At 41.7% G+C, this 26,071-nt stretch carries 32 protein-coding genes and 3 riboswitches; of the genes, 11 read left to right on the forward strand and 21 right to left on the reverse strand.

Annotated features, from left to right (window positions below):
- Positions 1-2: 2 nt before the first annotated feature.
- Entirely contained in the window at positions 3-662 is a 660-nt protein-coding gene (gene queC / locus PBF_RS15695; protein ID WP_035330885.1) for a 7-cyano-7-deazaguanine synthase QueC, read from the reverse strand.
- Positions 663-715: 53 nt separating this feature from the next.
- A riboswitch (PreQ1 riboswitch) is annotated at positions 716-758 on the reverse strand.
- A 126-nt stretch (positions 759-884) separates the two neighbouring features.
- Positions 885-1,607, reverse strand: a complete 723-nt coding sequence (locus PBF_RS15700; protein WP_235192271.1) for a CBS domain-containing protein — start codon at positions 1,605-1,607, stop codon at positions 885-887.
- 337 nt (positions 1,608-1,944) lie between these two features.
- Here PBF_RS15700 and pxpB point away from each other — a divergent pair, with 337 nt between their 5' ends.
- The 5 genes from pxpB to PBF_RS15725 all read left to right on the forward strand — a co-directional run bounded on the left by pxpB (position 1,945) and on the right by PBF_RS15725 (position 6,656).
- On the forward strand, positions 1,945-2,655 hold the full coding sequence (gene pxpB / locus PBF_RS15705) for a 5-oxoprolinase subunit PxpB (RefSeq protein ID WP_035330886.1): 711 nt from the start codon (positions 1,945-1,947) through the stop codon (positions 2,653-2,655).
- Positions 2,652-3,662 carry a biotin-dependent carboxyltransferase family protein gene (locus tag PBF_RS15710; protein WP_035330887.1) on the forward strand — a complete coding sequence of 337 codons (1,011 nt, stop codon included), beginning with the start codon at positions 2,652-2,654 and terminating at the stop codon, positions 3,660-3,662. Before pxpB ends, PBF_RS15710 begins: the two co-directional genes overlap by 4 nt.
- Before the next feature lies 1 nt (position 3,663).
- A complete protein-coding gene (locus tag PBF_RS15715; protein ID WP_035330888.1) occupies positions 3,664-4,434 on the forward strand; it encodes a LamB/YcsF family protein in 771 nt (256 codons plus the stop codon).
- Between the two features lie 219 nt (positions 4,435-4,653).
- Positions 4,654-5,844, forward strand: coding sequence for an NRAMP family divalent metal transporter (locus PBF_RS15720; RefSeq protein ID WP_035330889.1), 1,191 nt, complete (start codon positions 4,654-4,656; stop codon positions 5,842-5,844).
- Positions 5,845-5,864: 20 nt separating this feature from the next.
- Positions 5,865-6,656 (forward strand): putative hydro-lyase, encoded by a 792-nt coding sequence (locus tag PBF_RS15725; RefSeq protein ID WP_035330890.1) that lies wholly within the window; start codon positions 5,865-5,867, stop codon positions 6,654-6,656.
- Positions 6,657-6,681: 25 nt separating this feature from the next.
- Here PBF_RS15725 and PBF_RS15730 read toward each other — a convergent pair whose 3' ends face one another.
- On the reverse strand, positions 6,682-7,824 hold the full coding sequence (locus PBF_RS15730) for a metallophosphoesterase (RefSeq protein WP_035330891.1): 1,143 nt from the start codon (positions 7,822-7,824) through the stop codon (positions 6,682-6,684).
- Positions 7,825-7,991: 167 nt separating this feature from the next.
- Between PBF_RS15730 and PBF_RS26820 the strand changes: the two genes are divergently transcribed.
- Positions 7,992-8,324, forward strand: coding sequence for a hypothetical protein (locus PBF_RS26820; protein ID WP_235192272.1), 333 nt, complete (start codon positions 7,992-7,994; stop codon positions 8,322-8,324).
- Here PBF_RS26820 and PBF_RS15740 read toward each other — a convergent pair.
- Positions 8,321-9,166 (reverse strand): SDR family oxidoreductase, encoded by an 846-nt coding sequence (locus tag PBF_RS15740; protein WP_035330892.1) that lies wholly within the window; start codon positions 9,164-9,166, stop codon positions 8,321-8,323. The two genes, PBF_RS26820 and PBF_RS15740, sit on opposite strands and share 4 nt — an antisense overlap.
- A gap of 116 nt (positions 9,167-9,282) precedes the next feature.
- Here PBF_RS15740 and PBF_RS15745 point away from each other — a divergent pair, with 116 nt between their 5' ends.
- Positions 9,283-9,582 carry a hypothetical protein gene (locus PBF_RS15745; protein ID WP_035330893.1) on the forward strand — a complete coding sequence of 100 codons (300 nt, stop codon included), beginning with the start codon at positions 9,283-9,285 and terminating at the stop codon, positions 9,580-9,582.
- A 41-nt stretch (positions 9,583-9,623) separates the two neighbouring features.
- A complete protein-coding gene (locus tag PBF_RS15750) occupies positions 9,624-10,637 on the forward strand; it encodes an AI-2E family transporter (protein ID WP_035330894.1) in 1,014 nt (337 codons plus the stop codon).
- Between the two features lie 34 nt (positions 10,638-10,671).
- Here PBF_RS15750 and PBF_RS15755 read toward each other — a convergent pair whose 3' ends face one another.
- The 12 genes from PBF_RS15755 to PBF_RS15810 all read right to left on the reverse strand — a co-directional run bounded on the left by PBF_RS15755 (position 10,672) and on the right by PBF_RS15810 (position 18,201).
- Positions 10,672-11,082: an HIT family protein gene (locus PBF_RS15755; protein ID WP_035330895.1), complete on the reverse strand. Its 411-nt coding sequence runs from the start codon at positions 11,080-11,082 to the stop codon at positions 10,672-10,674.
- Complete coding sequence (locus tag PBF_RS15760) at positions 11,083-11,931, reverse strand: hypothetical protein (protein WP_035330896.1); 849 nt, start codon at positions 11,929-11,931, stop codon at positions 11,083-11,085.
- A gap of 116 nt (positions 11,932-12,047) precedes the next feature.
- Positions 12,048-12,434: a DUF302 domain-containing protein gene (locus PBF_RS15765; protein WP_035330897.1), complete on the reverse strand. Its 387-nt coding sequence runs from the start codon at positions 12,432-12,434 to the stop codon at positions 12,048-12,050.
- A gap of 125 nt (positions 12,435-12,559) precedes the next feature.
- On the reverse strand, positions 12,560-12,874 hold the full coding sequence (locus tag PBF_RS15770) for a DMT family transporter (RefSeq protein WP_035330898.1): 315 nt from the start codon (positions 12,872-12,874) through the stop codon (positions 12,560-12,562).
- The gene (locus PBF_RS15775) at positions 12,871-13,209 is read right to left on the reverse strand and encodes a DMT family transporter (RefSeq protein ID WP_035330938.1); all 339 of its coding nucleotides are present in this window, start codon (positions 13,207-13,209) and stop codon (positions 12,871-12,873) included. The genes PBF_RS15770 and PBF_RS15775 overlap by 4 nt, the downstream gene beginning before the upstream one ends.
- A 72-nt stretch (positions 13,210-13,281) precedes the next feature.
- Positions 13,282-13,381: riboswitch (guanidine-I (ykkC/yxkD leader) on the reverse strand.
- Positions 13,382-13,447: 66 nt separating this feature from the next.
- Positions 13,448-13,726, reverse strand: coding sequence for a hypothetical protein (locus PBF_RS15780; RefSeq protein WP_035330899.1), 279 nt, complete (start codon positions 13,724-13,726; stop codon positions 13,448-13,450).
- Between the two features lie 85 nt (positions 13,727-13,811).
- Positions 13,812-14,567 carry an exodeoxyribonuclease III gene (xth, locus tag PBF_RS15785; RefSeq protein WP_035330900.1) on the reverse strand — a complete coding sequence of 252 codons (756 nt, stop codon included), beginning with the start codon at positions 14,565-14,567 and terminating at the stop codon, positions 13,812-13,814.
- Positions 14,568-14,704: 137 nt separating this feature from the next.
- Positions 14,705-15,019 (reverse strand): hypothetical protein, encoded by a 315-nt coding sequence (locus tag PBF_RS15790; protein WP_035330901.1) that lies wholly within the window; start codon positions 15,017-15,019, stop codon positions 14,705-14,707.
- 100 nt (positions 15,020-15,119) lie between these two features.
- Positions 15,120-15,788, reverse strand: a complete 669-nt coding sequence (gene thiE, locus PBF_RS15795; RefSeq protein WP_035330902.1) for a thiamine phosphate synthase — start codon at positions 15,786-15,788, stop codon at positions 15,120-15,122.
- Positions 15,778-16,602, reverse strand: coding sequence for a bifunctional hydroxymethylpyrimidine kinase/phosphomethylpyrimidine kinase (thiD, locus tag PBF_RS15800; protein WP_035330903.1), 825 nt, complete (start codon positions 16,600-16,602; stop codon positions 15,778-15,780). The genes thiE and thiD overlap by 11 nt, the downstream gene beginning before the upstream one ends.
- An 11-nt stretch (positions 16,603-16,613) precedes the next feature.
- Positions 16,614-17,426, reverse strand: coding sequence for a hydroxyethylthiazole kinase (thiM, locus tag PBF_RS15805; protein ID WP_035330904.1), 813 nt, complete (start codon positions 17,424-17,426; stop codon positions 16,614-16,616).
- A gap of 13 nt (positions 17,427-17,439) precedes the next feature.
- Entirely contained in the window at positions 17,440-18,201 is a 762-nt protein-coding gene (locus tag PBF_RS15810) for a 3-oxoacyl-ACP reductase (RefSeq protein WP_035330905.1), read from the reverse strand.
- A 105-nt stretch (positions 18,202-18,306) separates the two neighbouring features.
- A riboswitch (TPP riboswitch) is annotated at positions 18,307-18,419 on the reverse strand.
- A 116-nt stretch (positions 18,420-18,535) separates the two neighbouring features.
- On the opposite strand from PBF_RS15810, the gene PBF_RS15815 reads away from it, so the two are divergent.
- The gene (locus PBF_RS15815) at positions 18,536-18,997 is read left to right on the forward strand and encodes an OsmC family protein (RefSeq protein WP_035330906.1); all 462 of its coding nucleotides are present in this window, start codon (positions 18,536-18,538) and stop codon (positions 18,995-18,997) included.
- A 34-nt stretch (positions 18,998-19,031) separates the two neighbouring features.
- Here the strand turns inward: PBF_RS15815 and PBF_RS15820 are convergent, their stop codons facing one another.
- Entirely contained in the window at positions 19,032-19,781 is a 750-nt protein-coding gene (locus tag PBF_RS15820) for a Cof-type HAD-IIB family hydrolase (RefSeq protein ID WP_035330907.1), read from the reverse strand.
- Between the two features lie 454 nt (positions 19,782-20,235).
- Entirely contained in the window at positions 20,236-20,526 is a 291-nt protein-coding gene (locus PBF_RS15825; protein WP_035330908.1) for a hypothetical protein, read from the reverse strand.
- Between the two features lie 137 nt (positions 20,527-20,663).
- On the opposite strand from PBF_RS15825, the gene PBF_RS15830 reads away from it, so the two are divergent.
- Positions 20,664-21,728, forward strand: a complete 1,065-nt coding sequence (locus tag PBF_RS15830) for an AbrB family transcriptional regulator (RefSeq protein WP_035330909.1) — start codon at positions 20,664-20,666, stop codon at positions 21,726-21,728.
- Positions 21,729-21,769: 41 nt separating this feature from the next.
- Here PBF_RS15830 and PBF_RS15835 read toward each other — a convergent pair whose 3' ends face one another.
- Positions 21,770-22,522 carry a C39 family peptidase gene (locus PBF_RS15835; protein WP_035330939.1) on the reverse strand — a complete coding sequence of 251 codons (753 nt, stop codon included), beginning with the start codon at positions 22,520-22,522 and terminating at the stop codon, positions 21,770-21,772.
- A gap of 309 nt (positions 22,523-22,831) precedes the next feature.
- Between PBF_RS15835 and PBF_RS15840 the strand changes: the two genes are divergently transcribed.
- On the forward strand, positions 22,832-23,752 hold the full coding sequence (locus PBF_RS15840; protein WP_235192273.1) for a MerR family transcriptional regulator: 921 nt from the start codon (positions 22,832-22,834) through the stop codon (positions 23,750-23,752).
- Positions 23,753-23,808: 56 nt separating this feature from the next.
- Here PBF_RS15840 and PBF_RS15845 read toward each other — a convergent pair whose 3' ends face one another.
- On the reverse strand, positions 23,809-24,822 hold the full coding sequence (locus tag PBF_RS15845; protein WP_035330911.1) for a DUF3231 family protein: 1,014 nt from the start codon (positions 24,820-24,822) through the stop codon (positions 23,809-23,811).
- Between the two features lie 347 nt (positions 24,823-25,169).
- Positions 25,170-25,994 carry an adenosylmethionine decarboxylase gene (speD, locus tag PBF_RS15850; RefSeq protein WP_035330912.1) on the reverse strand — a complete coding sequence of 275 codons (825 nt, stop codon included), beginning with the start codon at positions 25,992-25,994 and terminating at the stop codon, positions 25,170-25,172.
- Positions 25,995-26,071 lie beyond the last annotated feature (77 nt).

Consider the following 26,071-nt stretch of genomic DNA (forward strand, 5'->3'; position numbering starts at 1 on the left):
GCTTAAAGCTCCCCCTTTTCATTGAGGTATTCTTCAAGTCCCTTTTGTCTTAAATCGCATGCAGGACACTCACCGCAGCCATCTGCCGGAATGCCGTTGTAGCATGTCAGCGTATTATTACGCACATACTCAAGGGCATCCAAGTCATCTGCCAGCTTCCATGTTTCAGCTTTATTAAGCCACATCAAAGGCGTATGGATCACAAACTGCCCATCCATCGACAGATTCAGTGTGACATTCAGTGATTTAATAAAAATATCCCGGCAATCAGGATAGCCGCTGAAATCTGTCTCACACACGCCTGTAATAATATGCCTGGCATTGATCTGACTGGCCAGCACACCGGCAAAGGACATGAATAAAAGGTTTCTTCCGGGCACAAATGTGGATGGAAGTCCGCCTTCCTCTCCCTCTTTTACTTCTATGTCATCACGGGTCAGTGCGTTTGGCGCAAGCTGATTCAGCAGGGACATATCAAGGATATGATGCCTGATTCCCAGATCTTTTGCTATTTGCTTGGCACATTCAATTTCAAGCTTGTGCCGCTGATTATAATTAAAAGTGACTGCTTCCACCTCGGCAAAACGTTCCTTTGCCCAGAATAAGCAGGTAGTACTATCCTGGCCGCCGCTGAATACAACGAGCGCTTTATCATTTTTCATATAAAAATTCTCCTTTAACATAGAAAAACAGGACCACTAAGAAAGCAGACCTGTTTTCCTTAGTTTTTTAAAGAGGGTAGCTAGAACCTCTACCGTGTACACGGATTTTCTATTGAACTATCAGTTTATATTATCATCTTTACCGGAGTTTTAGAAGGGATTACTTATACCCAAATAAAAAGTTTTATAATTCTAAATCATGCAACATTAATAAACGCTCATCTAATTTTCTGAATCGGCCTCCAACAGGTCCCATGCTGTAATGATGCCTTTTGGTTTTTCAGTCGGCTTTCCATTTTCGGTAACAATGATCCCTTCAAGCTTTTCATTTTTATTTCTGGATTCCTCAAACATATCCTCCAAATCGAAAATAGAAGTATTCGTGCCGGCAAACGCTATTTGATGCTTGGATTTCTTGTTGAAAAGCTCCTTGATTTTCACCTTTTTCAACTGGATCGTTTCTTCGGTAAAGTGCTCTGCCATCCATTTTACAATATCAGCCGAGGTTAATAGCCAGGAATATTCTTCTTTCCGCGAGTAAACGGGAAACTGGGAATGGGAAAACTTATTGATAATGGCCAGTACATCTGAAAGCTTGCCATCTTCATAAAAATAGAATACCGGTGTGGCAGCAATCGAAATCGCTGTTTTGGGCTTTTCAAAATGGCCGGCAATCCGTTCAATTTTTACAACCGTTTCCAGATGTGGCTCAGCAATATAATAATCCAGATCAATTTTTTCATGGACAATGGCATTTCTCAGCTTGGCAAACTGATGTAAATCATCTTCATATAATCGAATCAGCGAATGGTTTTTCTGTATTTCAATCAGCTTATAAAACCGGTCTGTTCTGGCTTGTTTAGCAGATTGTTTCAAGGCTTTGTGAATTCGGTTAAAGGCAGCCTCAAATCTTTCCGATAAATTCATTTCTCTATCTGCACCCACAATAATCTCTCCCTAATTCATAATGTCCCTACTTTATTCCCATATTAGAGGACAAAATAAACTATGAAGATTCTGCTTCGCTTTCCGGCAGAATAATTTGCACAAATAGAATTTTCAATCTATTATATGATATTATATTGTTTAGCTGAAGACATTGCATAAATATATAAAATTACTAATAGATTTTTTCGTTCTAACGTGAATAAATATTGATTTCCCTTATTTTAGGGAAGCATAAAGTGTGTATTTCGTCTCAGCGAAAATGGATATTTATTATTACTGAATAATTTTTTTGAACCTTCAGCTCCCTACATTTATTGCGAAAGCTGGTGAAATCATGGAATACACTGTACATCCTTTAGGAGACAATGCTGTTCTTATTGAACTTGGGAATGAAATCAGTGAGGGTGCACATCAAAAAGTGCAGACACTGACAGCTTTTCTCGAGAAACATCCTCCAGATTGGATGATAGAATACATACCCGCTTACACAACTGTCACTATTTTTTATAATCCATTTGAGATCTATCAGCTTTCAGATGGAGAGCTTCCATTTGATTTCATTTGTTCCCTTATAAAACCGCTTATGGAAGAGCTGGGGGAAAATAAGGCAATGGAAGCAAGAATTGTCGAAATCCCGGTTTGCTATGGAGGAGAATTTGGCCCTGATCTTGATTATGTTGCCGAACATAATGGCCTTACCTCGGATGAAGTAATAGACATTCACTCTTCAGGCAGCTATCTGGTCTATATGATCGGCTTTGCGCCAGGCTTCCCTTTTATCGGCGGAATGTCAGAACAAATTGCCGCACCAAGACGGGATACACCAAGGTTAAAAATTCCCGAGCGTACAGTTGGAATTGCCGGGATGCAGACTGGGATTTACCCCATCGAGACGCCGGGAGGCTGGCAGCTGATCGGGCGTACTCCTGTTAAGCTGTTTCGCCCAATGGATGAATCCCCTACCTTGTTAACAGCTGGAGATAAAATTAAATTCAAGCCAATCAGTCTGGAAGAATACCATTATTGGGAGGAGACGGATCAATGATTAAAGTGTTAAAGCCTGGACTCCTTTCAAGCATTCAGGATCTGGGGAGAACCGGCTATCAGAAGTTTGGCATCATAGCCAGCGGAGCGATGGATCCTTTTTCGCATCGGATTGCCAATCTGCTGGCCGGCAATGAGGAAAATGATCCTTCATTGGAAATAACGATGATGGGCCCTGCCCTGACATTTGAAGAAGACACATTAATTTCAATTTGCGGCGGAGACCTTTCCCCTTCGATCAATGGCAAGCCTATTCGGACATGGCGATCGGTTTTTGTGAAAAAAGGCAGTGAACTTAAATTCGGCGGATGTCAAAAAGGGTGCCGGGCTTATCTGGCTGCTGCCGGCGGCTTTGCCGTCCCGGAAGTAATGAACAGTAAATCTACTTATCTGCGCGCCGGTCTTGGCGGATATAAAGGCAGAGCATTAAAGTCTGGAGATGTGCTGGAAACCGGCAAACCTTCTCTCCAGTCTTTGAAAATGACGGAATATCTGTCAAAGCAGCTCCTTGATAAAACTTTTGTCGAAAACGACTGGGGCATTGCCTCAAAACTCATTCCGGAAACTGCAGGGAATCCGGAAATCAGAATCACCAGGGGACGCCAATTTGATTTATTTTCCCGCGAAAGCAGGGAACAGCTGTTTAATCATGCTTTTGAAGTGACGGCACAATCGGACAGGATGGGTTACAGATTGAAGGGCCCTGCCCTTGCACTGTCAGAGCATGCTGAACAAATATCTGAGGCCGTCAATTTCGGTTCCATTCAGGTTCCGCCCGATGGGAATCCGATTGTTCTTTTGGCTGACAGGCAGACAACCGGCGGATATCCGAAAATTGGACAGGTTGCTGCTGTCGACCTTCCCCTTCTGGCACAGGCTAAACCAGGAGATGCCTTACGGTTTGCAGAAATATCAAATGAACAGGCGCAGCAGTTACTTATTAAGAGAGAAATGAAGTTAAAGGAATTAAAACAAGGGATATTTTTAAAAACCAGAGGAGGAAATTAACATGCACATTGTAGACATTAATTGTGATATGGGAGAAAGCTTTGGTTCTTACAAGATGGGGCGCGATGAGGAAATTCTGGACTACATTACTTCAGCCAATATCGCCTGCGGCTTCCATGCCGGCGACCCGGCGACAATAAGAAAAACAGTCAGGATGGCGCTTGAGAAAAATGTTGGCCTGGGTGTCCATCCGGGACTACAGGACCTTCATGGTTTCGGCCGCCGGGATATTAATATAACGCCTCAGGAGGCCTATGACCTGGTGGTCTACCAGATTGGCGCAGTATTTGCTTTTGTTAAATCAGAAGGCGGCAAGCTTCAGCATGTCAAACCGCACGGTGCACTGTTCAACATGGCCTCAAAAAGCGCGCCGTTATCGGAAGCAATCGCCGAAGCTGTTTACAAAGTGGATCCAGAACTGATTCTGTTCGGTCTCTCAGGGGGCGAATTGGTTAAAGCCGGAAGGAAAATTGGCCTCCGTTCTGCCAATGAAGTATTTTCAGACCGTACATACCAGGAGGACGGATCTCTTACGTCAAGACGGGAAACCAATGCACTAATTACAGATCACAGCGCTGCTGTTAATCAAGTAATCCGCATGGTCAAAGAAGGAAAAGTTACTTCTGTACAGGGTACGGATGTTTCCATTGAGGCCAATACGATCTGCATACATGGTGATGGGGAAAGCGCTCTGGAATTTGCCCAATATATCCCGAAGGCATTGAATGAAGCGGGAATCCAGGTGGCAAAAATCAGTGAGTTTTTGAAATAAAATTGGTATTGATGGAGATAATGAAAAATTGGTGACTTGTTAAGTGCGAAACCCACTAATCGGGGAATAGTTCCGTTCACGGCGGATTGGTCAGCGTTAGTGGTCTTAAACGTGCGAATGAATGCCGTTCACGAAGGATTCACCAGCGCGAACGGCCTCATCAGCCCTTACAGCGCTGATTTCATAAAAAACACAAATTGAATTATTGGGGGAAAATGAATGAAAAAGCAATCTAATGCCAGTCTATTGCTTGGCGCTGCTTTCCTTATGGCTACTTCTGCCATCGGACCAGGCTTTCTGACTCAAACGACTGTATTCACAGAAACCCTGCTTGCGAGCTTCGGGTTTGTCATTTTAATTTCTATTATTATTGATATTGGTGCACAGATGAATATCTGGCGAATCATTGCTGTTTCCGAAAAGCGCGCACAGGATATTGCCAACGATGTCCTGCCGGGCCTCGGGTATTTCCTTGCTGCCCTGATTGTCATGGGCGGACTGGCTTTTAATATCGGGAATATTGCCGGTGCCGGCTTAGGTACTAATGTTATTTTCGGCATTTCGCCTGAATTTGGCGCTCTTTTAAGCGGAATTCTGGCAATCGGCATTTTTCTTGTAAAAGAAGCAGGAAAATTAATGGACCGCTTCACACAGATTTTAGGATTTGTCATGATTGGACTTACTCTTTATGTCATGTTTACTGCACAGCCTCCTGTCGGTGAAGCTGTTGTCAAAACGTTTGTTCCTGACAAAATTGATATTCTGGCCATAATCACACTTGTCGGCGGTACGGTCGGCGGATATATCACTTTTGCTGGCGGCCATCGCTTAATTGATGCAGGTGTCAAAGGAAAAGAAGCTCTTCCTGAAGTCACAAAGAGCTCTGTGAGTGCAATCGGGATTGCTTCCATCATGCGTATCTTCCTTTTCCTCGCAGCACTTGGTGTAGTATCGCAAGGCTTGGCACTGGACCCATCCAACCCGCCAGCTTCTGTATTCCAGCTGGCAGCGGGCAATATTGGCTATAAAATGTTTGGAGTCGTAATGTGGGCAGCAGCCATCACTTCTGTAGTCGGTGCAGCTTACACCTCTGTCTCATTCATTCGGACATTGAGCCCAGCTGTCGAGAAACATCATAAATGGGTAATTGTCGGTTTTATCGCCGTTTCTACGTTTGTCTTTGTTTTAATTGGAAAGCCGGTAAAAATACTTGTTTTAGTTGGATCATTAAATGGTCTTATCCTGCCGGTCGCTTTAGGTGTAATGCTGATTGCTGCCTATAAAACGAAAATTGTCGGCGATTATAAACATCCGCTCTGGATGACCATTTTCGGAGTCATTATCGTGATTGCCATGTCTTACATGGGGGTTTACTCATTAATCAATGGTATCCCTGAGTTGTTTAAATAAGCATGAAAGGAGATTTTTATATGAACTCCCCTTCTCTATTGAATCCTGATGAGGCGCGCAAATTGATCCGCAGCAAGGCGTGGGATAAGCCGACAGCTGGAATGGCCAACGGCTTCATTCAGGCAAACCTTGCCATATTGCCAAAGGATTTGGCTTTTGAGTTTCTCCTTTTCAGCCAAAGGAATCCAAAATCCTGCCCAATCATTGATGTGACCGAACCTGGTTCTCCTGTGCCTATGCTTTCAGCTCCAAATGCTGATATCAGAACCGATTTGCCCAAATACAGGGTATATAAAAACGGTGTTCTCTCTGAAGAGCTTTCAGACATCACTTCTTATTGGGATGATGATATGGTGGCATTTCTGATTGGATGCAGTTTTACCTTTGAAGAAGCACTGCTGAAAAATAATATCCCTATCCGCCATATTGAGGAAAATCGGAACGTCCCGATGTTTAAAACCAATATTGAGTGTGTGAAGGCTGGCCGGTTTGAAGGTCCAATGGTTGTGAGTATGCGGCCGATGACAGAGAAGGAAGCTATTCGGGCTGTCCAGGTGACAAGCCGCTTCCCTTCTGTTCATGGGGCCCCTGTCCATATTGGGAACCCCGAAGCAATCGGCATAAATAATATACATCAGCCCGATTTTGGCGATGCCGTGACGATTAAAGATGGAGAGGTACCTGTCTTTTGGGCCTGTGGCGTCACTCCCCAGGCAGTTGCCATGCATGTGAAGCCGGAAATTATGATTACACATGCACCGGGACATATGTTTATTACAGATTTAAAAAATGAAGAGTTTTCGGTTTTATAGGAAAAAGGCGTCCTTTTGGCGCCTTTTACTTTTTGTGTTTTAAAAAATCAAGGGCATCCTGATGATCTTTTTTCATAATCTGCTCTATTAACGGGTCAGCCGGGATGACTTCTTTCTTCTTATTTTTGATAGTCCGGTAAATAGGCCTGATGGAGGCTAGACTGCTTTTTACTTTCCATTCTCCATCCTCATAGACTATTTTTAAATCGATGAGACCGAGATGATTGCCCCAGTATCCAGCCTGAACTGCAGCTGTTCCATTTATGGTTCCTGTCTTCAAGTCAATTCCAGGCACCTTTTGCAGCTCATCCTTTACAGGAAAAACAGAATGACTGTGTCCGAATAAAATAGCATCTATTCCATTAACTTTGCTGAGTGCTTGAACTGAATTGCCCTTTTTCTCCTCCAGCCCTTTATCGGATTGGAGGCCTGTATGTGCAAGGGCAACAATGATATCCGCCCCTTTGCTTTTCATAACAGGAATAAAGTGCTCGGCCGTTTCTTTTATGTTTTTCACTTTTAGGTTCCCGCGAAAATACTCTTTATTCCACTCCTCAACAATGGGAGTAATAAAGCCAATGACTCCGACATTCAACTTATGCTTTTCTCCAGCTGTATCTGTCACTTCTTTCTCGATGATGGTGTAGGGGTTAAAATAATTGAGGTCATCTTCCTCTAGCTGATTGCTGTCTTCCACATAGATATTTGCATTCACATAAGGAAAATTGGCGCCCCTTATGCTTTCTTCCATAAAATCAATTCCGTAATTAAATTCATGATTTCCTACTGTTGCAGCATCATAAAGCAACGTGTTCATAGCCTTGAAAACAGGATGGACATTAGCCATGTCAAGCGGATGGCTTCTATAGGCATATTCATCGAGTCCATTGCCTTCAAGAATGTCCCCATTATCAAAGAGAAGGGAGTTAGGAGACTCATTTCTTGCCTGTTTAATCAGGCTGGCCGTCCTGGAAAGCCCAAACTCCACTGTTTTCCTGCGGTCATCGTAATCATAACCAATCATGTTTCCGTGCAAATCAGTGGTTTCCAACAGGCGCAGATGGATGGTTGGCGGTCCGGATACTTCAGCTTCCGTCTGGTTCCAGACAAGCAGCAGGGCTATGAATGATAACAGCGTAATAGAATATTTTTTCATTCCCTTTTTCATTCCTACTCCCCCAGACGATCAAAGATTAGTTTTCTTATTTTCTCTAGATGCAAGAAAATTAATCAGAGATTGGGGACTTAAGAAAAAAGAAGAAAAAAAGGAAAATTTTGAAACCTTTTTACCCTTTGTTCGGTATAAAAAAGAAAATGAAATAAGGAGGTCCTCCTATGGGGATACAAAGAAAGTTTTGGATCTGGGCATTATTATTTTTTATTTTAGAATCCATTTTAGCAGCCGCTGTGTCATTTTTTCTCAACTTTCCTCTTCTTGATACCCTTGCCTACAGCAGCTTCATTCTATTTGCATTAAGCTTATTTACTTTTTCTCAGGGCGATGCCTGGACCAATAATGTAATTGCCGATTCAAAATTAAATATGATGACTCATATGAATGAAGAAGAAAGAGCAGATTTTTTCATAAATCTCAATCCATTTCTTGCTGGAACTTTTGCCTTTTTTATCGTCGGATTGATCATTACCGGATATTTGTTTATCAATTAATCTTTATAAAGTGTTTTGAATATAACTTTCTCCCACGTTTTCCAGCTCAGAAGGTGTTTCAGGCGAATTCTTGTTCGGACACCCTTTCCTACGGGGTATCTGAGTGCAGGTTCTTTTTCCCTAATAATGTCCACTGCTTTTTTCGCAACGATTACTGGATCTTCATAAAAGGGCTCCCCTTTATCAAGGTACCTCTGTATTTTTATCATATATGGGTAATAAGGCGAGTCTCTTTTCAAAGAGGGCTCCGATATTTTTTTCCCTGTTGTCCAAATGCCTGTCCTGAAAGACCCTGGTTCAATCAGCACCACATTTACTCCAAACGGCTTGACTTCAAGCCTAAGTGATTCACTCCAGCCTTCTACCGCAAATTTTGAAGCGGCATATGGCGATAAGCCCGGAAAACCTACTCTTCCGCTGATGGAGCTTATATTTATGATGGTTCCCGATCCCTTTTCCCGCATAAATGGCAGAACTGCCTGAGTCACGGCAATCGTTCCAAAGACATTTGTTTCAAACTGTTCTCTATACTCATTCAGTGGTATTTCTTCTGCAAATCCCGCTCCTGCGTAGCCTGCATTATTGATTAAAACATCAACCGAAGGAAATTGTGCCAGCTGGCTTTTTAAATTTTCAATAGAAGCTGATGAAGTGACATCCAATTCGCGAATGGAAATCTGAGCAAGTACTCCCTCTTTATCAGCTTTCTCCATTAATATTTTGCTTTTATCCAAGTTCCTCATTGTTGCAAGAACTTGAAAATCATTCTTTGCCAGCTCAATTGCCATTAATACGCCAAATCCGCTTGAACATCCGGTAATGACTGCGTATTTGCTATTCAAATACCATCATCCTTTCTCTGGGCTGAATTTTTTTGTTTCAAATGTAAATAGATATATAATTAAATGTAAAAGTATTATAAAATAATAAATATATTGATAATAAGAGGATGAACAAGTTGGCTCACATATTTATCAGCATTTTTCTGATTTTATCCGGTTTGATTCCTGCAGTGCAGCAAAGCCAGGAGCCGATTGATTTCAGTGACTCGGGAAGAGATGCCATTGTAATCGATTCACCGGCCCTGAAAAACCCTGTTTTTTGCAGCACATTGGTAACTGCAGCAAAAACAACCGCAAAGACAACCAATTTTATATCACAGCAGATGTATTTTCAGACTCTTACATCTGCTGCATTCCATAGAAGCAGCGAATACATGACACCCTACATGTTTCAGAGTAATTATCTCCGCATTTAATGGAACCGTGAAGAAACCTACTAAAGTGTGGAGGAATGGAATTGGAAACGATTAAATCACTTTTTAATAATAACGGCTTTAAAAGATTCGTCATTTTTGGAATTATAGTTCTGGCTCTTTACCTGTCGAGAAGCATGATTAATTTAATCCTGATTACTTTTATTTTTTCCTTCCTGATGGATAGGCTCGTGAAACTGGTCCTTTCAAGATTTAAACTGAATAGAAAACTGACAGTCGTAACCCTTTATATAGGCATTATCGGCCTGCTTTCTATCGGGGTTATTAAGTACCTTCCTTTAATAGTTACTGAAATTTCACAGCTGTTTAAGCAGGTTGAAGGCTTTTATACCCAGAAGCATGACAATATTGTCATCACATACATTGTGCAAATGCTTGAAAGAAATGAAATTACGAAGTATCTTGAACAGGGCTTTGCGTTCCTGCTGCAATATTTCTCAGATATTAGCCATATTGCGGTTCAAGTATTGCTGTCCCTTATCCTTAGTTTGTTCTTCCTGCTTGAAAAGCCTAAACTGACAGAGTTTACTTTAAAGTTCAAATACAGCAAAATGGCTCCCTTTTATAATGAGATTTCCTACTTTGGAAGTAAATTTGTGCAAACATTTGGAAAGGTCATTGAAGCTCAAGTGGTCATTGCCACAGTGAATTGCATCCTGACTACACTTGCCCTTTGGATAATGGACTTTCCTCACCTGATGGGCTTGTCCATACTTATTTTCCTGCTTGGGCTAATTCCAGTGGCAGGTGTGATTATTTCCATGGTTCCTTTATGTACAATCGCCTATTCTCTCGGCGGCTTCATTCAGGTGTTTTATATTGTCCTTGTGATTATGGTGATCCATGCGATTGAAGCTTATATTTTAAATCCTAAGCTTATGTCTTCCAAAACAGATTTGCCTGTATTTTATACGTTCATCGTACTGATTTTCTCAGAGCATTTCTTCGGTGTCTGGGGATTGATTGTCGGTATACCGGTGTTTGTGTTTCTTCTGGATGTACTTGAAGTCAAGAGCAATCCGCCGAAAATACAGTAACTTGAAAAAACACACAGTCCCGCTGTGTGTTTTTTTATTTATTCACTGCGCCTCTTTTATTATCAGGCTGCTTCAGCCAATGCCTGAGCCCTTTTCCTGCGTGTGGTTCATCATTATATCTGGGTATGACGTGCAGATGGCTGTGAAGAATGGATTGGTTTGAAGCTTCACCGACATTCCATCCAAGAGTATACCCATCCGGTGCATACTTTTTATCCAAATAATCCTTCGCTTTTTGAAGAAGTTTATATGTATCCTTCCACTCTTCAGCCGTTAAGTGAAAGGCATCTGAATGATGTGCTTTTGGCACAATGACCCCGCAGCCCTCCAAAACGTCCTGTTCTTTATCGTGCTGAAGAAAATAGCAAGTGCTGTTTTCAAAAATGATATTCTGGTGTGGATCCTTGTGGGGACTGCAAAAAGGACAATTTTCCTGATATGTCATTTAATCATTTCCTTTCCTTACAGGGTAATTGATCAGGGAATTTTCTAAAGTGATTTTGTGGGAACGCTCATCATATGCAGAGTTATTGATTACAGTCTTTCGGATAGTCAGTTTTTTCAGGATTTCTTCTTCAGCCTGCCTTCTTGCTTTTAAAACCTTTATTGTACCTTCTTCCCCGCTTAACTGATTCTGCTTTCCATATCCTTGCTGGGTATAGTAATTGATAAAACCCTCTGACCAGCTTTTCGGCCGTTCTTTAATAGCTTTTTTAAAGGAGTATCCAATGTTATCCTGGTTGATATAAATTAGCATCGGATTAAGCTTTTTCACCGAATGTTCCAGCGCTAAAACATAGTCCAATATCTTTGTTTGGGAAGCCCCATATTTAATCATCCCGACCGTAACGGGATTCTGTATAAAACAGCATTCAAAAATATGAACTTTATTGGTGTTTTCAGCTTGCCTGGCGAATCTTGCCCACTTTTGAGTGATGAGTTTAATATTTTGCTCCAATGGCAGCTCATAGATATCATGTTTAAATGCTTTTTCATAAAATGCATCTGGAAGATCTGATCCCAGTTTTTTATAAGGCAGCAAAAAGCCATTATCTTCTGAAATGCTTTTCTCTGAAATTTGCTCTCTAAAAGGGCTAAATTCTTCTAATAAGAGCTGCCACTCATCATTAGTAAAGTAAGCGACACTTTCAAAATCTGCCGGGTGGCTGAGATCACCTTCGAAGTATACTTCTGCTTCGATGCCTTTTTGCTTAAGCACTTCATAGGCCAATCTTGCCGTAGTCGATTTGCCTGAACCCGGCAGGCCTTCGATTAAAATTAATTTTGTATCCATTGACTCACCTTCGCAAAATTTAGAATTCACATTCTATTGTAAAGTATAAAAAGAAAAACAAACAGCATTATTAACTGTTTGTCTTTGGAAGGAAGGATATTTTTTAAGGAAACGGCTTAAACGGATTTATCCAGGCAGGCAATCAGGCGCTTCTCAATATCTGATGCCATTTCTTTAAGGTTCTGACTTTCCATCATACTTATTAACACACTTGGCCTTGGCAATCCTATCTTTGTTTTGCCGCTTTCTTTATATACAACGATTTTACAGGGGAGAAAATAGCCAACGATTTTATCTTCTTTCAGTACTCTCTCCGCCTCCTGGGGATTGCAGACTTCAAGGACCTTAAATTCTTCATCCAGATGAAAGCCCTTCTCCTCCAGCTTCTCTTTAATATCAAAAGTCCAAAGTACACCAAACTTTTCATCTTTTAAATGTGTTTCCAATGCGGTAATTGCTTCTTCAATGGATTTCTCTGATTTAACTGTGTAATCAAAATTCATAGCAGTCACCTCTTTTTCATGTCCTTTTTAATATGAACAAACTGCTGTTTTTTTACTATAGAATGTTGGTGAACTGCTATGAGATATTGATTGAGATCGTTTTTTGGTGTGACCGGGTTTCATATCTAAGACACAAGTTTAAGTCCGATTGCAGCACTTAATACCATTGCAATAAAGAATATCCTTTTGGCATCTTTGGGCTCTCCGTACAGAATCATGCCAAGAATGGATCCTCCGGCAGCACCAATTCCAGTCCAGACCGCATAAGCTGTCCCCATCGGCAGTTCTTTCATGGCCAGCGCAAGGAACCAGAAGCTGGCACCAAAGGCGCCAACAAGCAAAAGTAAGGATTGCCAGTTCCGTTTTTGGTGCAGGCTGTTTATCATGGTGACACCTGTCATCTCAAAAACCCCAGCAAGAATCAGATACAGCCAGCTCATGAACTTTCAGCTCCTTTTGATTCGTCTTCGTTTGTCACCAGCTTTAAGCCAAGTACACCTAGTAATAAAATAAGGACAAGAATGATTTTAGATAATTTCAAGGGCTCTCCGAAAAATATAATTTCAGATAGGACTGTCCCGGCGGTGCCCATGCCAACAAAGACAGCATAAACCGTTCCCACAGGCAGGACCTTGCCAGCCATGATCATCAAATAAAAACTGACTGCTATGCATAGGATGGTCCCTGCCCATGATAATGGATCATCCGCATGCTTTAAGCCAATTACCCAAAACACTTCAAAAAATGCAGCAATAAATACCTTTAGCCACTGCATGAAATCAGCCCCTTTTAAACGAATAGTATTCCCGGAAAAAGAAAAAAGCCCGGAAGATATCTGATGATCAGTATCTCCCAGGCTTTTATCCCTCCGTGGCATAGCCATAAAAGCTATGAGTTTTCTCTCGGACCAGGCCAGCTGCAGCTGCGGAACCCTAGAAAACCTTTTTATTAGATTTACTGGCATTATAACAAAATAAAATCAGCTTTTCCATAATAATAGATGAAAATAGATATCAAGACACATGATCAGCAAGGACATATTCTTTTTCCCATTTCCTGCTGTCTGATATTTCAGCTGATAAAGAATGCAATGAGCACATGGATGCAATATGGCTGATTGATGGCGGATAAGGACTTCTCCTAATATGTCCTTTAATATAGTTCAAAGCCATTTCATAGTCGAAATCAAGGCAATAATCAAAATAATAATGAACGATTTCGTTTTTAATCCGAAATGAGGGATAGATTCTTTCAATAAGAACAAAAAGCTTCAGCATCTCTGTTTTGTTCATTTTACCAATCCTTTATTATTATGTTAATTCAATTATTGCCTTTTTTACTAAAACAAAACCCCTTCATCTCCGCAGGGGTTTCGCTTTACATTTCCAATTCAAGCGCTACCGGGCAATGATCGCTGCCCATAATGTCGCAGTGAATCTGTGAATCTAGTATTCTTTCTTTTAGCTTTTCGGACACGATAAAATAATCAATCCGCCAGCCGATATTCCGCTCTCTAACCTTGGCCATATATGACCACCAGGTATAAGCTCCCTCAGCATCAGGATATTTATAGCGGAATGCATCTACAAACCCGGAATCCAGCAGTCTGGTCATTTTTCCACGTTCTTCATCAGTAAAGCCTGAGTTGCCCCTGTTGGATTTTGCATTTTTTAAATCTATATCGAAATGAGCCACGTTTAAGTCCCCGCACATGATCACAGGCTTAATCTCATCCAGGCCAAGTAAATACTCCCGGATCCGCTCTTCCCACTCAAGGCGGTATGGAAGCCGGGCCAGATCACGCTGTGAATTCGGAGTATAGACATTAACAAGATAAAAGCCTTCATACTCAAGCGTGAGAATCCTGCCTTCAGGTTCTGTTTCGTCATCGCCCAATCCATAGCGGACAGAGAGCGGCTCTTTTTTTGTAAATACAGCTGTACCGGAATATCCTTTTTTTATCGCATAATTCCAGTATTGGTGATAGCCTTCCAGTATGAGCTCAATCTGTCCTTCCTGCAGTTTGGATTCCTGAATGCAAAATATGTCTGCATCCACTTCTTTGAAGTAATCCATAAATCCTTTTTTCACACATGCCCTTATGCCATTCACATTCCATGAAAAGAGTTTCATTGCTATTATATCTCCTTATGTTAAAAAATCTGTCTGAATACAACATTACCATGGAAATTCAATACTTGCACAGTTAAAGTCCTGTAACAGGAACGGCAATCCACAAGAAAATGCAGCCTATTTTTATAAGCGTTGCTTTATTGCCTGAATATCATGGTACCGGCATTCATCTGCACTAATTTGATCTTTTCACCCCGCTTAATACTTTCATATAATGATGCCGTCAGCTCAAAGGATTTGCCATTATCCAGCCGTATCCAATATTCTTCATGGGTGCTGAAGTTGCTTAAGTAATTATCAACCGAAGTCAGACGATATTTCTCATCTATTTCCCCTTCGTATTCAGTCATTTTGGTCTCCGCAGCTACAAGACCTGAAATGAACCCGTAATAGACGACCAGCAATACGGCTGCCATTTGAATGTAAAGACCTGATTCCATCCACTTTTTCAATTGTTCATCCCTCTGTTTCTATTGTTTGTAGTGAGCTACCCTCAATAGATTGGGATAAACCTTAGAATTTCAAACGTCTATACAATAAAAAATGCCCAAATTAGTGGGCATTTCTCATTATTCTATTTACTGAATCATATAACTTGGCGGCTGCTTTTTCTGGTGAATCCGCCTGGCTGATTGCAGAAATGACAGAAACACCGTCTGCTCCTGCCTCAATTATGGGAGATGCATTTTCAGAAGTAATTCCGCCTATTCCTACAACAGGAATTTGGATGTCGGCAGATCTTAATTCTGTCAAAAAAGTAAGTCCCTGTACTGCTTTGGCATCTGCCTTTGTGGATGTCGGATAAATAGGCCCTATGCCAATGTAATCTGCGCCTTGACGGATCGCTGTTTCCGCTTCCTGCATGCTGTGCACGGAGACTCCCAGGATTTTGCTGCCAATTTTCCTTCGGACCGCATCAGCTGCTTCATCGTCCTGGCCTATATGAACACCATCTGCATTTATTTTAAGTGCCAATTCAATATCATCATTTACAATAAAAGGGATACTGCTCTCTTTGCAGATTGCTTGAAGCTTTTTTGCGAGCGATTCCTTTTCTTTGCCATGAAGGCATCCTGCTCCTTTTTCACGGAATTGAAATAACGTAATTCCTCCTTTGATGGCTGATTGAAGGACTTTTTCAGGATCCTGATGGCAATTGGTGCTGCCCATGATAAAGTATACTTTTAATAAGTTTCTCATTGCCTGCGGATTAACAGCCATATACTTCAGTCTCCTTCTTCTTTCTATTGAACGCCCAGTGATTGGTAGGACCATGACCGCTGCCAATTCCCAAGTCAAATTCAATGGCGGCCTGGATGAATTTTTTCGCGCGATCAACAGCCTCTGGCACAGAAAGACCGTCTGCGAGGCCAGCGGTGATGGCAGCCGAAAACGTGCAGCCTGTTCCATGTGTATTGGCGGTTTGTATTCTGCTGCTCTTAAATTCCGAAAAACTTTCTCCGTCAAATAGAAGGTCTGCTGCAATGTCCTTTGCTTCGTCATGGCCGCCTTTTATGATGACATTTTTTGCTCCAAGGTAATGCAGTTTTTTTGCTGCTTCTCTTTTATTCTCCAGTGAACGAATCCTTATGTCCGTTAAAACCTCTGCCTCTGGAATATTCGGGGTAATCACCATAGAGAGCGGAATAAGACGCTTCTTCATCGCTAATATCGCTTCATTCTGAAGAAGACTTGCTCCTCCCTTTGCAATCATCACCGGATCTATGACCACATTTTTCCATCCGCATCTCACGATTTCATTGGAAACACTCTCGATTATATCTGCACTAAAAAGCATTCCTGTCTTTACAGCGTCAGGTCTGAGGTCCTCACCTATCGACTGAATTTGAGCAGACACTGCCTCTGCTGTCATTGGATAAACTCCCTGAACGCCCTTGGTGTTTTGAGCGGTAACCGCAGTCAAAGCAGACATGCCGAAAACACCGAGTTCCTGAAATGTTTTTAAGTCTGCCTGAATTCCCGCGCCGCCGCCGCTATCTGAACCCGCTATGGTTAAAGCTTTATTCACTTTCATTTAAAAGCCTCCTATCCGATCGTTTTTTCAAAAGATCCATATGCTTCAACCTCTGCAGGAGAAATGTTATATAAACTATTCAAAAGCTCGATTTGGAAAGTGCCTGGGCCTTTGCCATCCGATTTTTCTGCTGCGATTTCTGCGGCAGTTCCATAAACGACCAATGAAGCTGCTGCCGCTTTTACAGGATCTTTTTCAACCGCAGTGAAAGCTCCTATTATTGAAGTAAGAAGACATCCCGCACCCGTTACTTTCGTTAGAAGAGGATGGCCATTGTTAATGGCAAAAGTGGATCTTCCATCTGAAACGATATCCTGTTTTCCTGTGATAACAGTGACTGCACCAAGTTTTTTCGCTGCCGACTTAGCAAGCTCAGAAATGTTCCCTGCTGCTTCTGTTGCATCTACGCCCTTTATACTCCATTTCTGTCCTGCTGCGTTGGCAATTTCTGCTGCATTGCCTCTTATGATGGTAATATCTAATTCTTCTAATAGTCTTTTAGCTGTTTCTGTGCGATAGGCCGTCGCACCGACACCAACAGGGTCAAAAATGACCGGCACTCCATGCTGATTTGCTGACTTACCCGCTATGAGCATACTTTTTACTTCTTTTTCAGTCAGTGTTCCCATATTAAGAACCAATGCGCCAGCTATTTTAGCCATGTCAGCTGCCTCTTCATGTGCATATGCCATCACTGGTGATGCCCCAATTGCCAGCAGGCCATTTGCCGTAAAGTTGGTTACTACCACATTGGTGATATTATGTACCAGAGGATTTGAATCTCTGAGTTTTTCCAATAGACTGCTAATCTCCTGAATGTTCACATTAATTCCTCCTTTAATTCATAACTAGTCCGCCATCCACAACCAAATTCTGTCCTGTAACCGCCCTTGCCCAGGGAGAAGCGAAGAAGACTATGGCATCAGCCACTTCTGCAGGATCTGTGACTTTTTTTAATGGAGTTGAGTTTTCGATAATTTCAAAGACTTCCTTGGATGTCGAAGCACTGGCGTCTGTCGTTCTTAACAATCCACCTGATACCATATTTGCAGTAATCCCATATTGGCCCAGCTCATTCGCCATATTCCTGGTGAAGCCTAATAAAGCAGCTTTGCTGGTCGTATAGTCATGGTAGGGTACAACTGGATTCTGGAATAGATTGGTCCCAACCGAGATTATCCTGCCAAACTCCTGTTTTTTCATATCTTCCAGACCAGCCTGGACTGTGTTTAAAGCCCCAAGAATCGCACCTTCGAGATGGTTTTTGTAATCCTCCCATTTAATTGTTTCTGCATCTTTTTTTGAAACAGGGTCAAATTGAAAGTTCACCAGTGCATTATTGACTATGGTTGTAATGGGGGCTTCAAAGTGTTCCTTCGCCTTTTGAAACATGGATTTCACTTGGAAACTGTCCCGGATATCAGCACGAATGGCAATGGCTTTTTCGCCAATTTCCTTCTGCAGAGCATGTGCTTTTTCCTCGCTATGGAAATAGTTAATGACAACTCTCGCCCCTTCCCTCGCGAATGCTTTTGCTGTTTCTTTGCCCAGCCCTCTGCTGCTGCCTGTAATAATGACAATTTGATCGTTAAGATTCATAGAAAATCCTCCTTATTGATAGCCAACTCATTTGTTTTTGAGAACAAAATAAAAACCAGATCCGAAATTGGACCTGGCTGAATAATCTGAGAGAAAGAACATCGTTCCCCGCAATTACTACTTTCCTACGCTGGTATGATCCAGATCAGGTCCGAAGGGTAAAAAACAGTCCGGTTTCTTTCTCAGCCCGCGAGCATCGGGCACCCCTAGCAGTAAAACTATTAAGTTAGCTGATTTCATCTTAGCCTGAAACGTTAAATCTGTAAAGTCTTGCAATTCTGCCTGTTCCTCTATAAGGTTTAAATAGAAATACATAACTTGGAGGAATCAAAGAATGGCTGAACACCAATTCCATTTAAAAGCACATTGGCCTGGACTTCGTAATGATGTTGGAGAAATTAAGACTGGAGGGCTGAAAACAAAGGTTTCCATTCCCCCAGAAATGGAAGGTCCCGGAATCGGAACAAATCCGGATGAAATGCTGCTTGGGGCTGCAGCAACTTGTTATATCATTACCCTGGCAGCCATGATGGAACGAAGCAAACTCGAAAAAGAAGACCTTATGATGGAATCAATTGGAATTGTGGATGTAACCAAAGGAGTGATTACGTATAGAAAAATTATTCATCGCCCTCTTATCTTGTTAAAGGCTGACGCGACCGAAAAGGATCATTCACTTGCGCGAAAGCTGGCACAAAAAGCTGAAGCATCCTGTATGATTTCCAGGGCGATTAAAGGAAATGTGGAAATAGCACTGGAAGAAACCATTCTAATTGACAAAAAAATATCGGAATAAACCAAAAACCGGCATGATTGCCGGTTTTGATTCTTTAAATAGCCCACTTTCGGATTGCTTGTGCAACACCAGCTTCATCATTAGTTCCCGTAACAGCATTGGCTGTTTCTTTCACAATATCCTGGGCATTTCCCATTGCCACACCCCAGCCAGATTCCTCTATCATGGCAATATCATTTAAGCTGTCTCCCATTGCCATTACATTTTCCATCGAAATGCCAAGAATCTCAGTTACCTTCTGGATGCCTCTGGCTTTATTGATGCCCAGAGCATTTACCTCAATATTCGTTAAGCTGGAATTTGTAATTTCCAGGTCCCCTTTTGTTCGAAGCTCTTTATGAATAAGTTCCCTGATCTCATCATCTGATATATCAAATCCAAATTTAAGCCATTTATGGTCATGAATATTTTCAGGCATTTCATTCATCCAAACCTGTTCGCAGCTGGTTGCCCAGAAATTGGTCTTATGTGACTGGGATAAATTCCACATCCATTCCATTACTTTAGAATCAACAGGAGTCCTTGTGATTAATTCTCCGCCAGGACCAAATATTTCACTGCCGTTGACCGTGATCAAATAAGAGTTCAATTCCAAAGAATCTGCATGTTCGCCTGCTGTAAGCCTTGACCTCCCGGTGCTTAAAATGACTTCGATTCCTTTCTCCTTTGCCTTCCTTATGGCAGCACGGTTCTTTTCAGGAATTTCCCCTTTGGAATTTAATAAAGTTCCATCCATATCCAGAGCGATTAATTTGATCTGCGGTGGAATTTTTGATTCTGTCATGATCCTCTCCCTTTCTTCTATTAACACAATAAAGCCATTATATAGTCAACACAGCTTTCCTTCAAAGACGGTGCTTTACAGGTGAATATTTTTTGAAAATGGAAACCTGTATATATTAAATATCATTGGTGATGTATCTGATGCTTGTTGGATTTAATTTGCTTGCGGCTTTATTAATTGGTGGCTATGGAAAATACAATATTCTCTGCCTGCTGCAGTGATTTTCTCCTTATTATTTCCGGTTCCATTTGACAGCCTAAAGTAAATGCATACATAAGTGAGGTGTACTGGAATGTTTATTCAGAACGATTTGTCTGTCTTATTATTTTTGTTCCTTTTGTTCTTAACCTATGCATTGATGTGGTTTTATTTAATCAGGAAAAAAGTGAATAAATAATATTGGGCGGGACCCAATGGATGAGCTTGTACTTATAATGGTTCAGGCTCTATACTTTTACCTGGATTGGCTCCCAAAGAATACAATAATCGCTAGGACTGATGAAAGAAACAGGGTAAGGATAATGGAAAATAAGACATGAAAGCCGGCTTGCCAGTTTTGGACTTTCTTTAAGACAATGACACTCACGAGGAAGACAAGGACTGTCAGGAAGAGAAGGATTGAAAATGGACGATTCCCTATATTGTGCAGGTAAAGATCATACAGAGGCGAAAAACCCAGCAGCAAAAATAAACCAAGGCATATAAACGATAAGATGAAAACCAGATGACTTAGTTTTTCCGGCATGGATAGTCCCCCTTCTATTATACCCGGCTCTTTTATAAATGTATGAAAACATACCATTACATAAAACTTGTAATTCATTCATTATTCACATATGGTATTAATATCTTTAGGTAAACTAAATAAAAAGAGGTTTTTTCGTGAAAAAAAATATTTTCATCACCTTTTCTGCTGCTGTATTGGGTGCAGGGTTATTTTCTTTATTGCATATTCCGGTCGCCTTTTTGCTTGGTGCATTGACGGCCGTAATGATTGGAAGCCGGCTCAGCCGGATTCCGTTTTATTGGCCAGCCGGATTACGCGATGCCGGGATTATTATCGTCGGCTACAGCATCGGCCTTTCTTTTACAAAGGAAGCGGTTTTGCTTATCCTCCAGAAGCTGCCTTTTATTTTTCTAATTACGGTTTGCCTGATTCTCTTTAGTGCACTTTCCGCCCTTCTCATTGCGAAATTAATGGACATCGACTATCCAACAGTGCTGATTGGAAGTATTCCGGGAGGTCTTTCACAAATGATTCTTCTGGCAGAGGAAGTCAAAGGAATCGATATCACAGTCGTTACCTTTATGCAGGTCGCAAGGCTGATTATGATTATCTTCATTATCCCTGTTCTGGTTTTCGGACCATGGATGAACATGGAAGTCAGTTCTGAATTTACAGCCGCTGTTCCTTTATGGAGGGATTTATTCCCTGATATTTTTCTTTTTGCTCTTGTTTCCTTTGCCGGCATTATCCTAAGTAAACGCCTGAAGCTTCCGACCGCATACCTTCTCGGTCCAATAATGGGAACAGCTGCCCTTGTCATTTCCGGCATAAATGGGCCTCAGCTCCCCCCGTCTGTTTTGGATTTATCACAGCTATTAATCGGGGCGCACATCGGCATGATGATGAAGCCTGAAAAGCTGGCCAATAAGGTTAAAACGATTTCACTGGCTGCCTTGAGCGGACTGCTTCTCATAGTATGTTCGGTGCTGCTTAGTTTTTTGGTTATACACGTATTTCATCTTTCCCCTGCCACCGGATTACTGAGCCTTGCACCGGGAGGGATGGACCAAATGGCCATCATCGCCCATGAAACCGGGGCTGACCTTGCCATCGTAACAGGGTATCAGCTTTTTCGCTTATTCTTTATCTTCTTTGTGGTGCCGCCGTTTTTAAAATGGCTCTTTTTGAAGTTTAAGAGATTTGGATCATCTAGCGAATAAAGAAGGGACTGCAAGCTGCAGCCCCTTCTTTTGCTATTAAGCTAGTTAATGACAACAGCCTGTGACCCCATTAGCTCCCAGGCTTCTATAAACTGCTGTTTAGGCACCTTTTTATTTTTTGTGCCATACGGATCGTTAATATAGATATGTTCCTCATCATATCCGGTTATCGCCACACTATGCATCTGGAAGGTCACATCGACCGGTCCGCCCGGTGTATTCCAGGTTCTAAATGATGCTGCGGGTGACAGGCTTGCCGTTGTAATAATCCAGACCGGCGACCCTTTCGCAACTTTTTCAAGCAGCACATCAAACGGCTTGCCAGTCAGATTCTCCGCCCGGTCAGGAAAGTACTTTTTCGCGAGTTCGAAAATCGGCCCCTCATAAACGCCGAGTCCTGGACCATCCTCCATATTGCCGACAAAGCCGTCATTTGGATTCCCGTATTCACCTCCGCTATACCTGAGCGGCACCCGGTTAATTTCCTGTGCTAACTCATTTTTTGATACTTTAATGCCTTCATAGCTTATAATCATTGCCAAACTGGTTATCTCACATCCATTATATAAACGCGGATGATCCATTTGGTTGTACAATGGCACATCCAGAAGCACCGATTGCTTCTGGACTTCCTGCTTCACTGGCGGTTCATGCTTTGCCTCCGCATGCGGAACAGCTGTATAGTGAACTTCCTTTTCCTTTGAGTGTTCTTTGCTCCCCATCTTTATGCTTCCCACAGTCAGAGACAATCCAACCCCGGCTGCTATAGACATTGAGATAATTCTATTGCCCAATTGATCATGCTCCTTCTTTTCGCTGTTTTCATAATATTCCAGTTTGCTAAACTTCCCTACCATTGTGACATACCCGCCTGGATATGACAAACCGGCTGATGATTGGCAAATTTTTTAGGATTTTTGTCAAAATGGCGGTTTTTTGCTTTTTTCTGATGAATATCGTCTTGTTTTGATAGGTTTTGTCATGCGGCAGGAAAAGGAGGGATATCATGCTGAATAGGTTAATTAGAAAATGATTCGGAACCCGCTTCCGAATGATTCAGAATCTATTTTGGAAAGGGCTGAGTTAAAATGGATACGCAATATATGAAAGCTTATACAATTAAAGAGGTTTCCAAAATGCTGAATGTGCCTCCCGGGACCTTAAGGCAATGGGAAAAGGATTTGAACGGACTTTTGCTGATTCCCAGGTCCAAACAGGGAGCCCGTTTTTATACTGACCATGAAATTGCATTGCTTGATAAAGTGAAGCAAATGCGCGACAAAAACCTGAGCAAGGAAATGATCCGGGAATTAATGCAAAAACATATGGACTATGCTTCTGAAACAGGTTCAACTGAAAATGAAACTGCTTTGGCGGCAATAGAACCTGAAACAGCCTTACATAAAGAACAAGAGCCAGTCATGGGTGCTGAACAGTTCATGGCTTTGATGGAAAATTTCAGGGACAGTTTACTTACAGATGTCAAAAATGAAATTCGCAATGGCGTTCGAAAGGAAGTTTTAGAAGAAGTGAAAAAAGAGATTAGCAAAGGATCTTTGCATACCGTTAAAAGCTTGTCGGATTCAATCTATAAATCAGGCGAAAAAACCAAAGCGGAAATTGAAACACTGACAGCGAGGATTGAGCAGACTTCAGAAGATACTTCCGAAGCGTTCGGAACTCTTTCGAAAAGGGTTGCGAAGAGTTCGAAGCGTACTTCCGATCAAATTCATCATTTGACAAACAAACTGACTGAATCCTCGGAAGCGTCTTCTGAAGAGTTCAAAACCATGATCCATTACATTTCCTCTTCTGCTGAAGTGACCAGCACCGAGATCAGCTCGCTGATCGAAACGTTAAATACGGACAGGGAAATTTATATTGAAACCATAAATAAAGAGCGGGAGCAATATTGGCATGAAGTAAAGCAGCGGGAAGATGTTTTTCAGGATATGATTGTCTCCTTCCGAAGCGCGGCTGCCGCACAGGAACCCGAAAAAAAATGGTGGAAGTTCTGGAAATAGGACAGGTGTATATTTTGACCTATGAAAAGAACCAGGAGAGACGCATTCCCCTGGTTCTAGCTTTGCCTTCTGGCCAGGGCTTTCCGGTTGGGTGAACCCGGCGGCTGTTCCAGCCACTTCTGATTGATCATAATGTCTGCTCCGTCCTTGGCAAACTGGGCAATCTCAAGAGAAAGACGTTCATAATTCAGGATTAAATCACTTCTTTGGCTTGCGGAAGCTGCTGCTGCATAGTTCCCTGATCCCAATGTACTCAGAAACGCCATTAGCTGCATCATCAGGCGTTCTGAGAATGGTGATTCATCAGTGCCCTTCACAGCATAATCAGCGGAATTAGGGGCTTGTATATCATTGTCCAGCAATTTTGCACTAAGAACCTTCACATGTTTTTTTGAAATGTCCCTACCACGCTCCATATAGCTGATAATCTCTTTTGATTTTGCAGCCTGTGAAAAGCTTAGAGCCAGCATGGTTCCCATCATGTTGGTTTCCACATTAAAGGATAAATGTGCAATCTCAATCGCATTTAATGGCCGCGGCTTCTTTAAAGGATTTAACCCGCTTAGATAGCTTTTATCATCAATCATATCTGTTTCCGCCGGAAGATCTAAGAACGGTCTTCTCAGATAAGTCCCCTTTTCCAAGGCTATATCCGTTGCTTTTTCAAACAATTCGACTGTTTGATCGATGCATTTAATAAAGTATGCTCTAATATCTTTCCTGGCACACATGCCCAAAGAGCTGCCATACGCAACAAGACCGGATTTGGCCATCTGCATAATAAATTCCAGCATAAATGTATCTGTGTATAACTTTTGAGCATTGAGGTTAACGTCATTAGATGAAAAGCCTCTTGGTATTGGAAACTTTTCATTTTGGAAAAAATCAGTCAAAAACTTGATATGCCCGTCCGATAATTGACGGGCGAATTCAATGACAGGTTTTATTTCAATATCTTCCACGGTCTTAACAAAATAATCCAAAAGGGGCAATGACATGCTGTCATTTTGATAACCCGTCCATAAAACTGCCATTTCACCTGATGTCAAATGAACCTTGTTTTCTTCCATCCCAAATCCCCCTAATTATTGTTATTCTTTATCGCGTCTAACGGGCAGTAAGACCCCCGCTTCAAGACTCTTAGGAATCAAAGGAGGATAAGTGGGGGTCAAACTGCCCGTAAAGGCCCGATTGGTGAGATACAGTGAAACTTGCCGACGCGCAGGCAGAGGCTTAGTTGAACCAATCGGGTTCGTAGTGTCGATTGATCGAAGCGCTAGCGGAGATTAGCGACCCTAGAACGCGACTAACAATCAGTGGGGGATAAGGAACACCCCCACTGATTGAAGTTTCACTTTATCATTTCCTGATTTTTGGGTATTATGACAAAAGACTCCCTGATTGGGAGCCTTTACGTTCACTCTGATATTGAACCGGGTTTAATATTTTTCCCGTAAAAAATCTCGTCCATCTCTGTTGTAAGCCGCTCAGTAATCTCTTCAGCCTCTTTGGGATCAAGCTTATCCTTCGTGTAACCAAATAAATAATTATCTAAATCAAAGTCCCTTATTTTACATTTTGTATGAAAGGTGTGTGCCTGATAAATATTTACGTCGATCATATCAAAATCTTCTTTTGCTTCATCAGGAATATAATTTTGAATCGAACTGATATCATGGTCAATATAGAGTTTCTTTCCGTCCTTATCCCGTGTAAATCCCCTGACTCTGTAATCTATGGTCATTATGTCAGTATCAAAGGAATGGATCAGGTAATTAAGGGCTTTTAGCGGGGAAATTTCTCCGCAGGTGGATACATCTATATCAGCCCTGAATGTGCTGATTCCTTCGTCAGGATGATATTCAGGATAAGTATGAACGGTAATATGGCTTTTATCCAGCTGCATGACTACATTATCCGGCAGCGGACCTGGAGATTCATCATAAGATTCAGCCGGTACCTCTACTACAGGGCCTTCAGATACAAGAACAGTTACACTTGCACCCTGAGGCACATAATCCTGCTGTGCCACATTCAGGACATGTGCACCAATAATATCGGAAACATTCGTTAATATTTTTGTGAGCCGCTCCGCACTGTATTCCTCATCAATATAATCAATATAGGCTTCACGCTCTTCCCTTGTCCTCGTATAACAGATATCATACATATTAAAGCTGAGTGATTTCGTCAGATTATTAAACCCATGCAGCTCAATTCTTTGTTCCGGTGTTAGTTTCAAAATGCTTCCCCCTTTGCAGCTTATCTGTACATTTTTATAATTATGTTACCCAAACTTTTCTTTTAAAAACGGAAAAT

Source organism: Cytobacillus firmus DS1 (genome assembly GCF_000565285.1).
Taxonomy (GTDB): Bacteria; Bacillota; Bacilli; order Bacillales; family Cytobacillaceae; genus Cytobacillus; species Cytobacillus firmus_A.

Excerpts from the sequence above, each read along its gene's own strand:
- queC (WP_035330885.1), bottom strand. The coding sequence starts at position 662 with ATGAAAAATGATAAAGCGCTCGTTGTATTCAGCGGCGGCCAGGATAGT.
- pxpB (WP_035330886.1), top strand. The coding sequence starts at position 1,945 with ATGGAATACACTGTACATCCTTTAGGAGACAATGCTGTTCTTATTGAA.
- PBF_RS15710 (WP_035330887.1), top strand. The coding sequence starts at position 2,652 with ATGATTAAAGTGTTAAAGCCTGGACTCCTTTCAAGCATTCAGGATCTG.
- PBF_RS15715 (WP_035330888.1), top strand. The coding sequence starts at position 3,664 with ATGCACATTGTAGACATTAATTGTGATATGGGAGAAAGCTTTGGTTCT.
- PBF_RS15720 (WP_035330889.1), top strand. The coding sequence starts at position 4,654 with ATGAAAAAGCAATCTAATGCCAGTCTATTGCTTGGCGCTGCTTTCCTT.
- PBF_RS15725 (WP_035330890.1), top strand. The coding sequence starts at position 5,865 with ATGAACTCCCCTTCTCTATTGAATCCTGATGAGGCGCGCAAATTGATC.
- PBF_RS15730 (WP_035330891.1), bottom strand. The coding sequence starts at position 7,824 with ATGAAAAAGGGAATGAAAAAATATTCTATTACGCTGTTATCATTCATA.
- PBF_RS26820 (WP_235192272.1), top strand. The coding sequence starts at position 7,992 with ATGGGGATACAAAGAAAGTTTTGGATCTGGGCATTATTATTTTTTATT.
- PBF_RS15755 (WP_035330895.1), bottom strand. The coding sequence starts at position 11,082 with ATGACATATCAGGAAAATTGTCCTTTTTGCAGTCCCCACAAGGATCCA.
- PBF_RS15760 (WP_035330896.1), bottom strand. The coding sequence starts at position 11,931 with ATGGATACAAAATTAATTTTAATCGAAGGCCTGCCGGGTTCAGGCAAA.
- PBF_RS15765 (WP_035330897.1), bottom strand. The coding sequence starts at position 12,434 with ATGAATTTTGATTACACAGTTAAATCAGAGAAATCCATTGAAGAAGCA.
- PBF_RS15770 (WP_035330898.1), bottom strand. The coding sequence starts at position 12,874 with ATGAGCTGGCTGTATCTGATTCTTGCTGGGGTTTTTGAGATGACAGGT.
- PBF_RS15775 (WP_035330938.1), bottom strand. The coding sequence starts at position 13,209 with ATGCAGTGGCTAAAGGTATTTATTGCTGCATTTTTTGAAGTGTTTTGG.
- PBF_RS15780 (WP_035330899.1), bottom strand. The coding sequence starts at position 13,726 with ATGAACAAAACAGAGATGCTGAAGCTTTTTGTTCTTATTGAAAGAATC.
- xth (WP_035330900.1), bottom strand. The coding sequence starts at position 14,567 with ATGAAACTCTTTTCATGGAATGTGAATGGCATAAGGGCATGTGTGAAA.
- thiE (WP_035330902.1), bottom strand. The coding sequence starts at position 15,788 with ATGGCTGTTAATCCGCAGGCAATGAGAAACTTATTAAAAGTATACTTT.
- thiD (WP_035330903.1), bottom strand. The coding sequence starts at position 16,602 with ATGAAAGTGAATAAAGCTTTAACCATAGCGGGTTCAGATAGCGGCGGC.
- PBF_RS15810 (WP_035330905.1), bottom strand. The coding sequence starts at position 18,201 with ATGAATCTTAACGATCAAATTGTCATTATTACAGGCAGCAGCAGAGGG.
- PBF_RS15815 (WP_035330906.1), top strand. The coding sequence starts at position 18,536 with ATGGCTGAACACCAATTCCATTTAAAAGCACATTGGCCTGGACTTCGT.
- PBF_RS15820 (WP_035330907.1), bottom strand. The coding sequence starts at position 19,781 with ATGACAGAATCAAAAATTCCACCGCAGATCAAATTAATCGCTCTGGAT.
- PBF_RS15825 (WP_035330908.1), bottom strand. The coding sequence starts at position 20,526 with ATGCCGGAAAAACTAAGTCATCTGGTTTTCATCTTATCGTTTATATGC.
- PBF_RS15840 (WP_235192273.1), top strand. The coding sequence starts at position 22,832 with ATGAAAGCTTATACAATTAAAGAGGTTTCCAAAATGCTGAATGTGCCT.
- PBF_RS15845 (WP_035330911.1), bottom strand. The coding sequence starts at position 24,822 with ATGGAAGAAAACAAGGTTCATTTGACATCAGGTGAAATGGCAGTTTTA.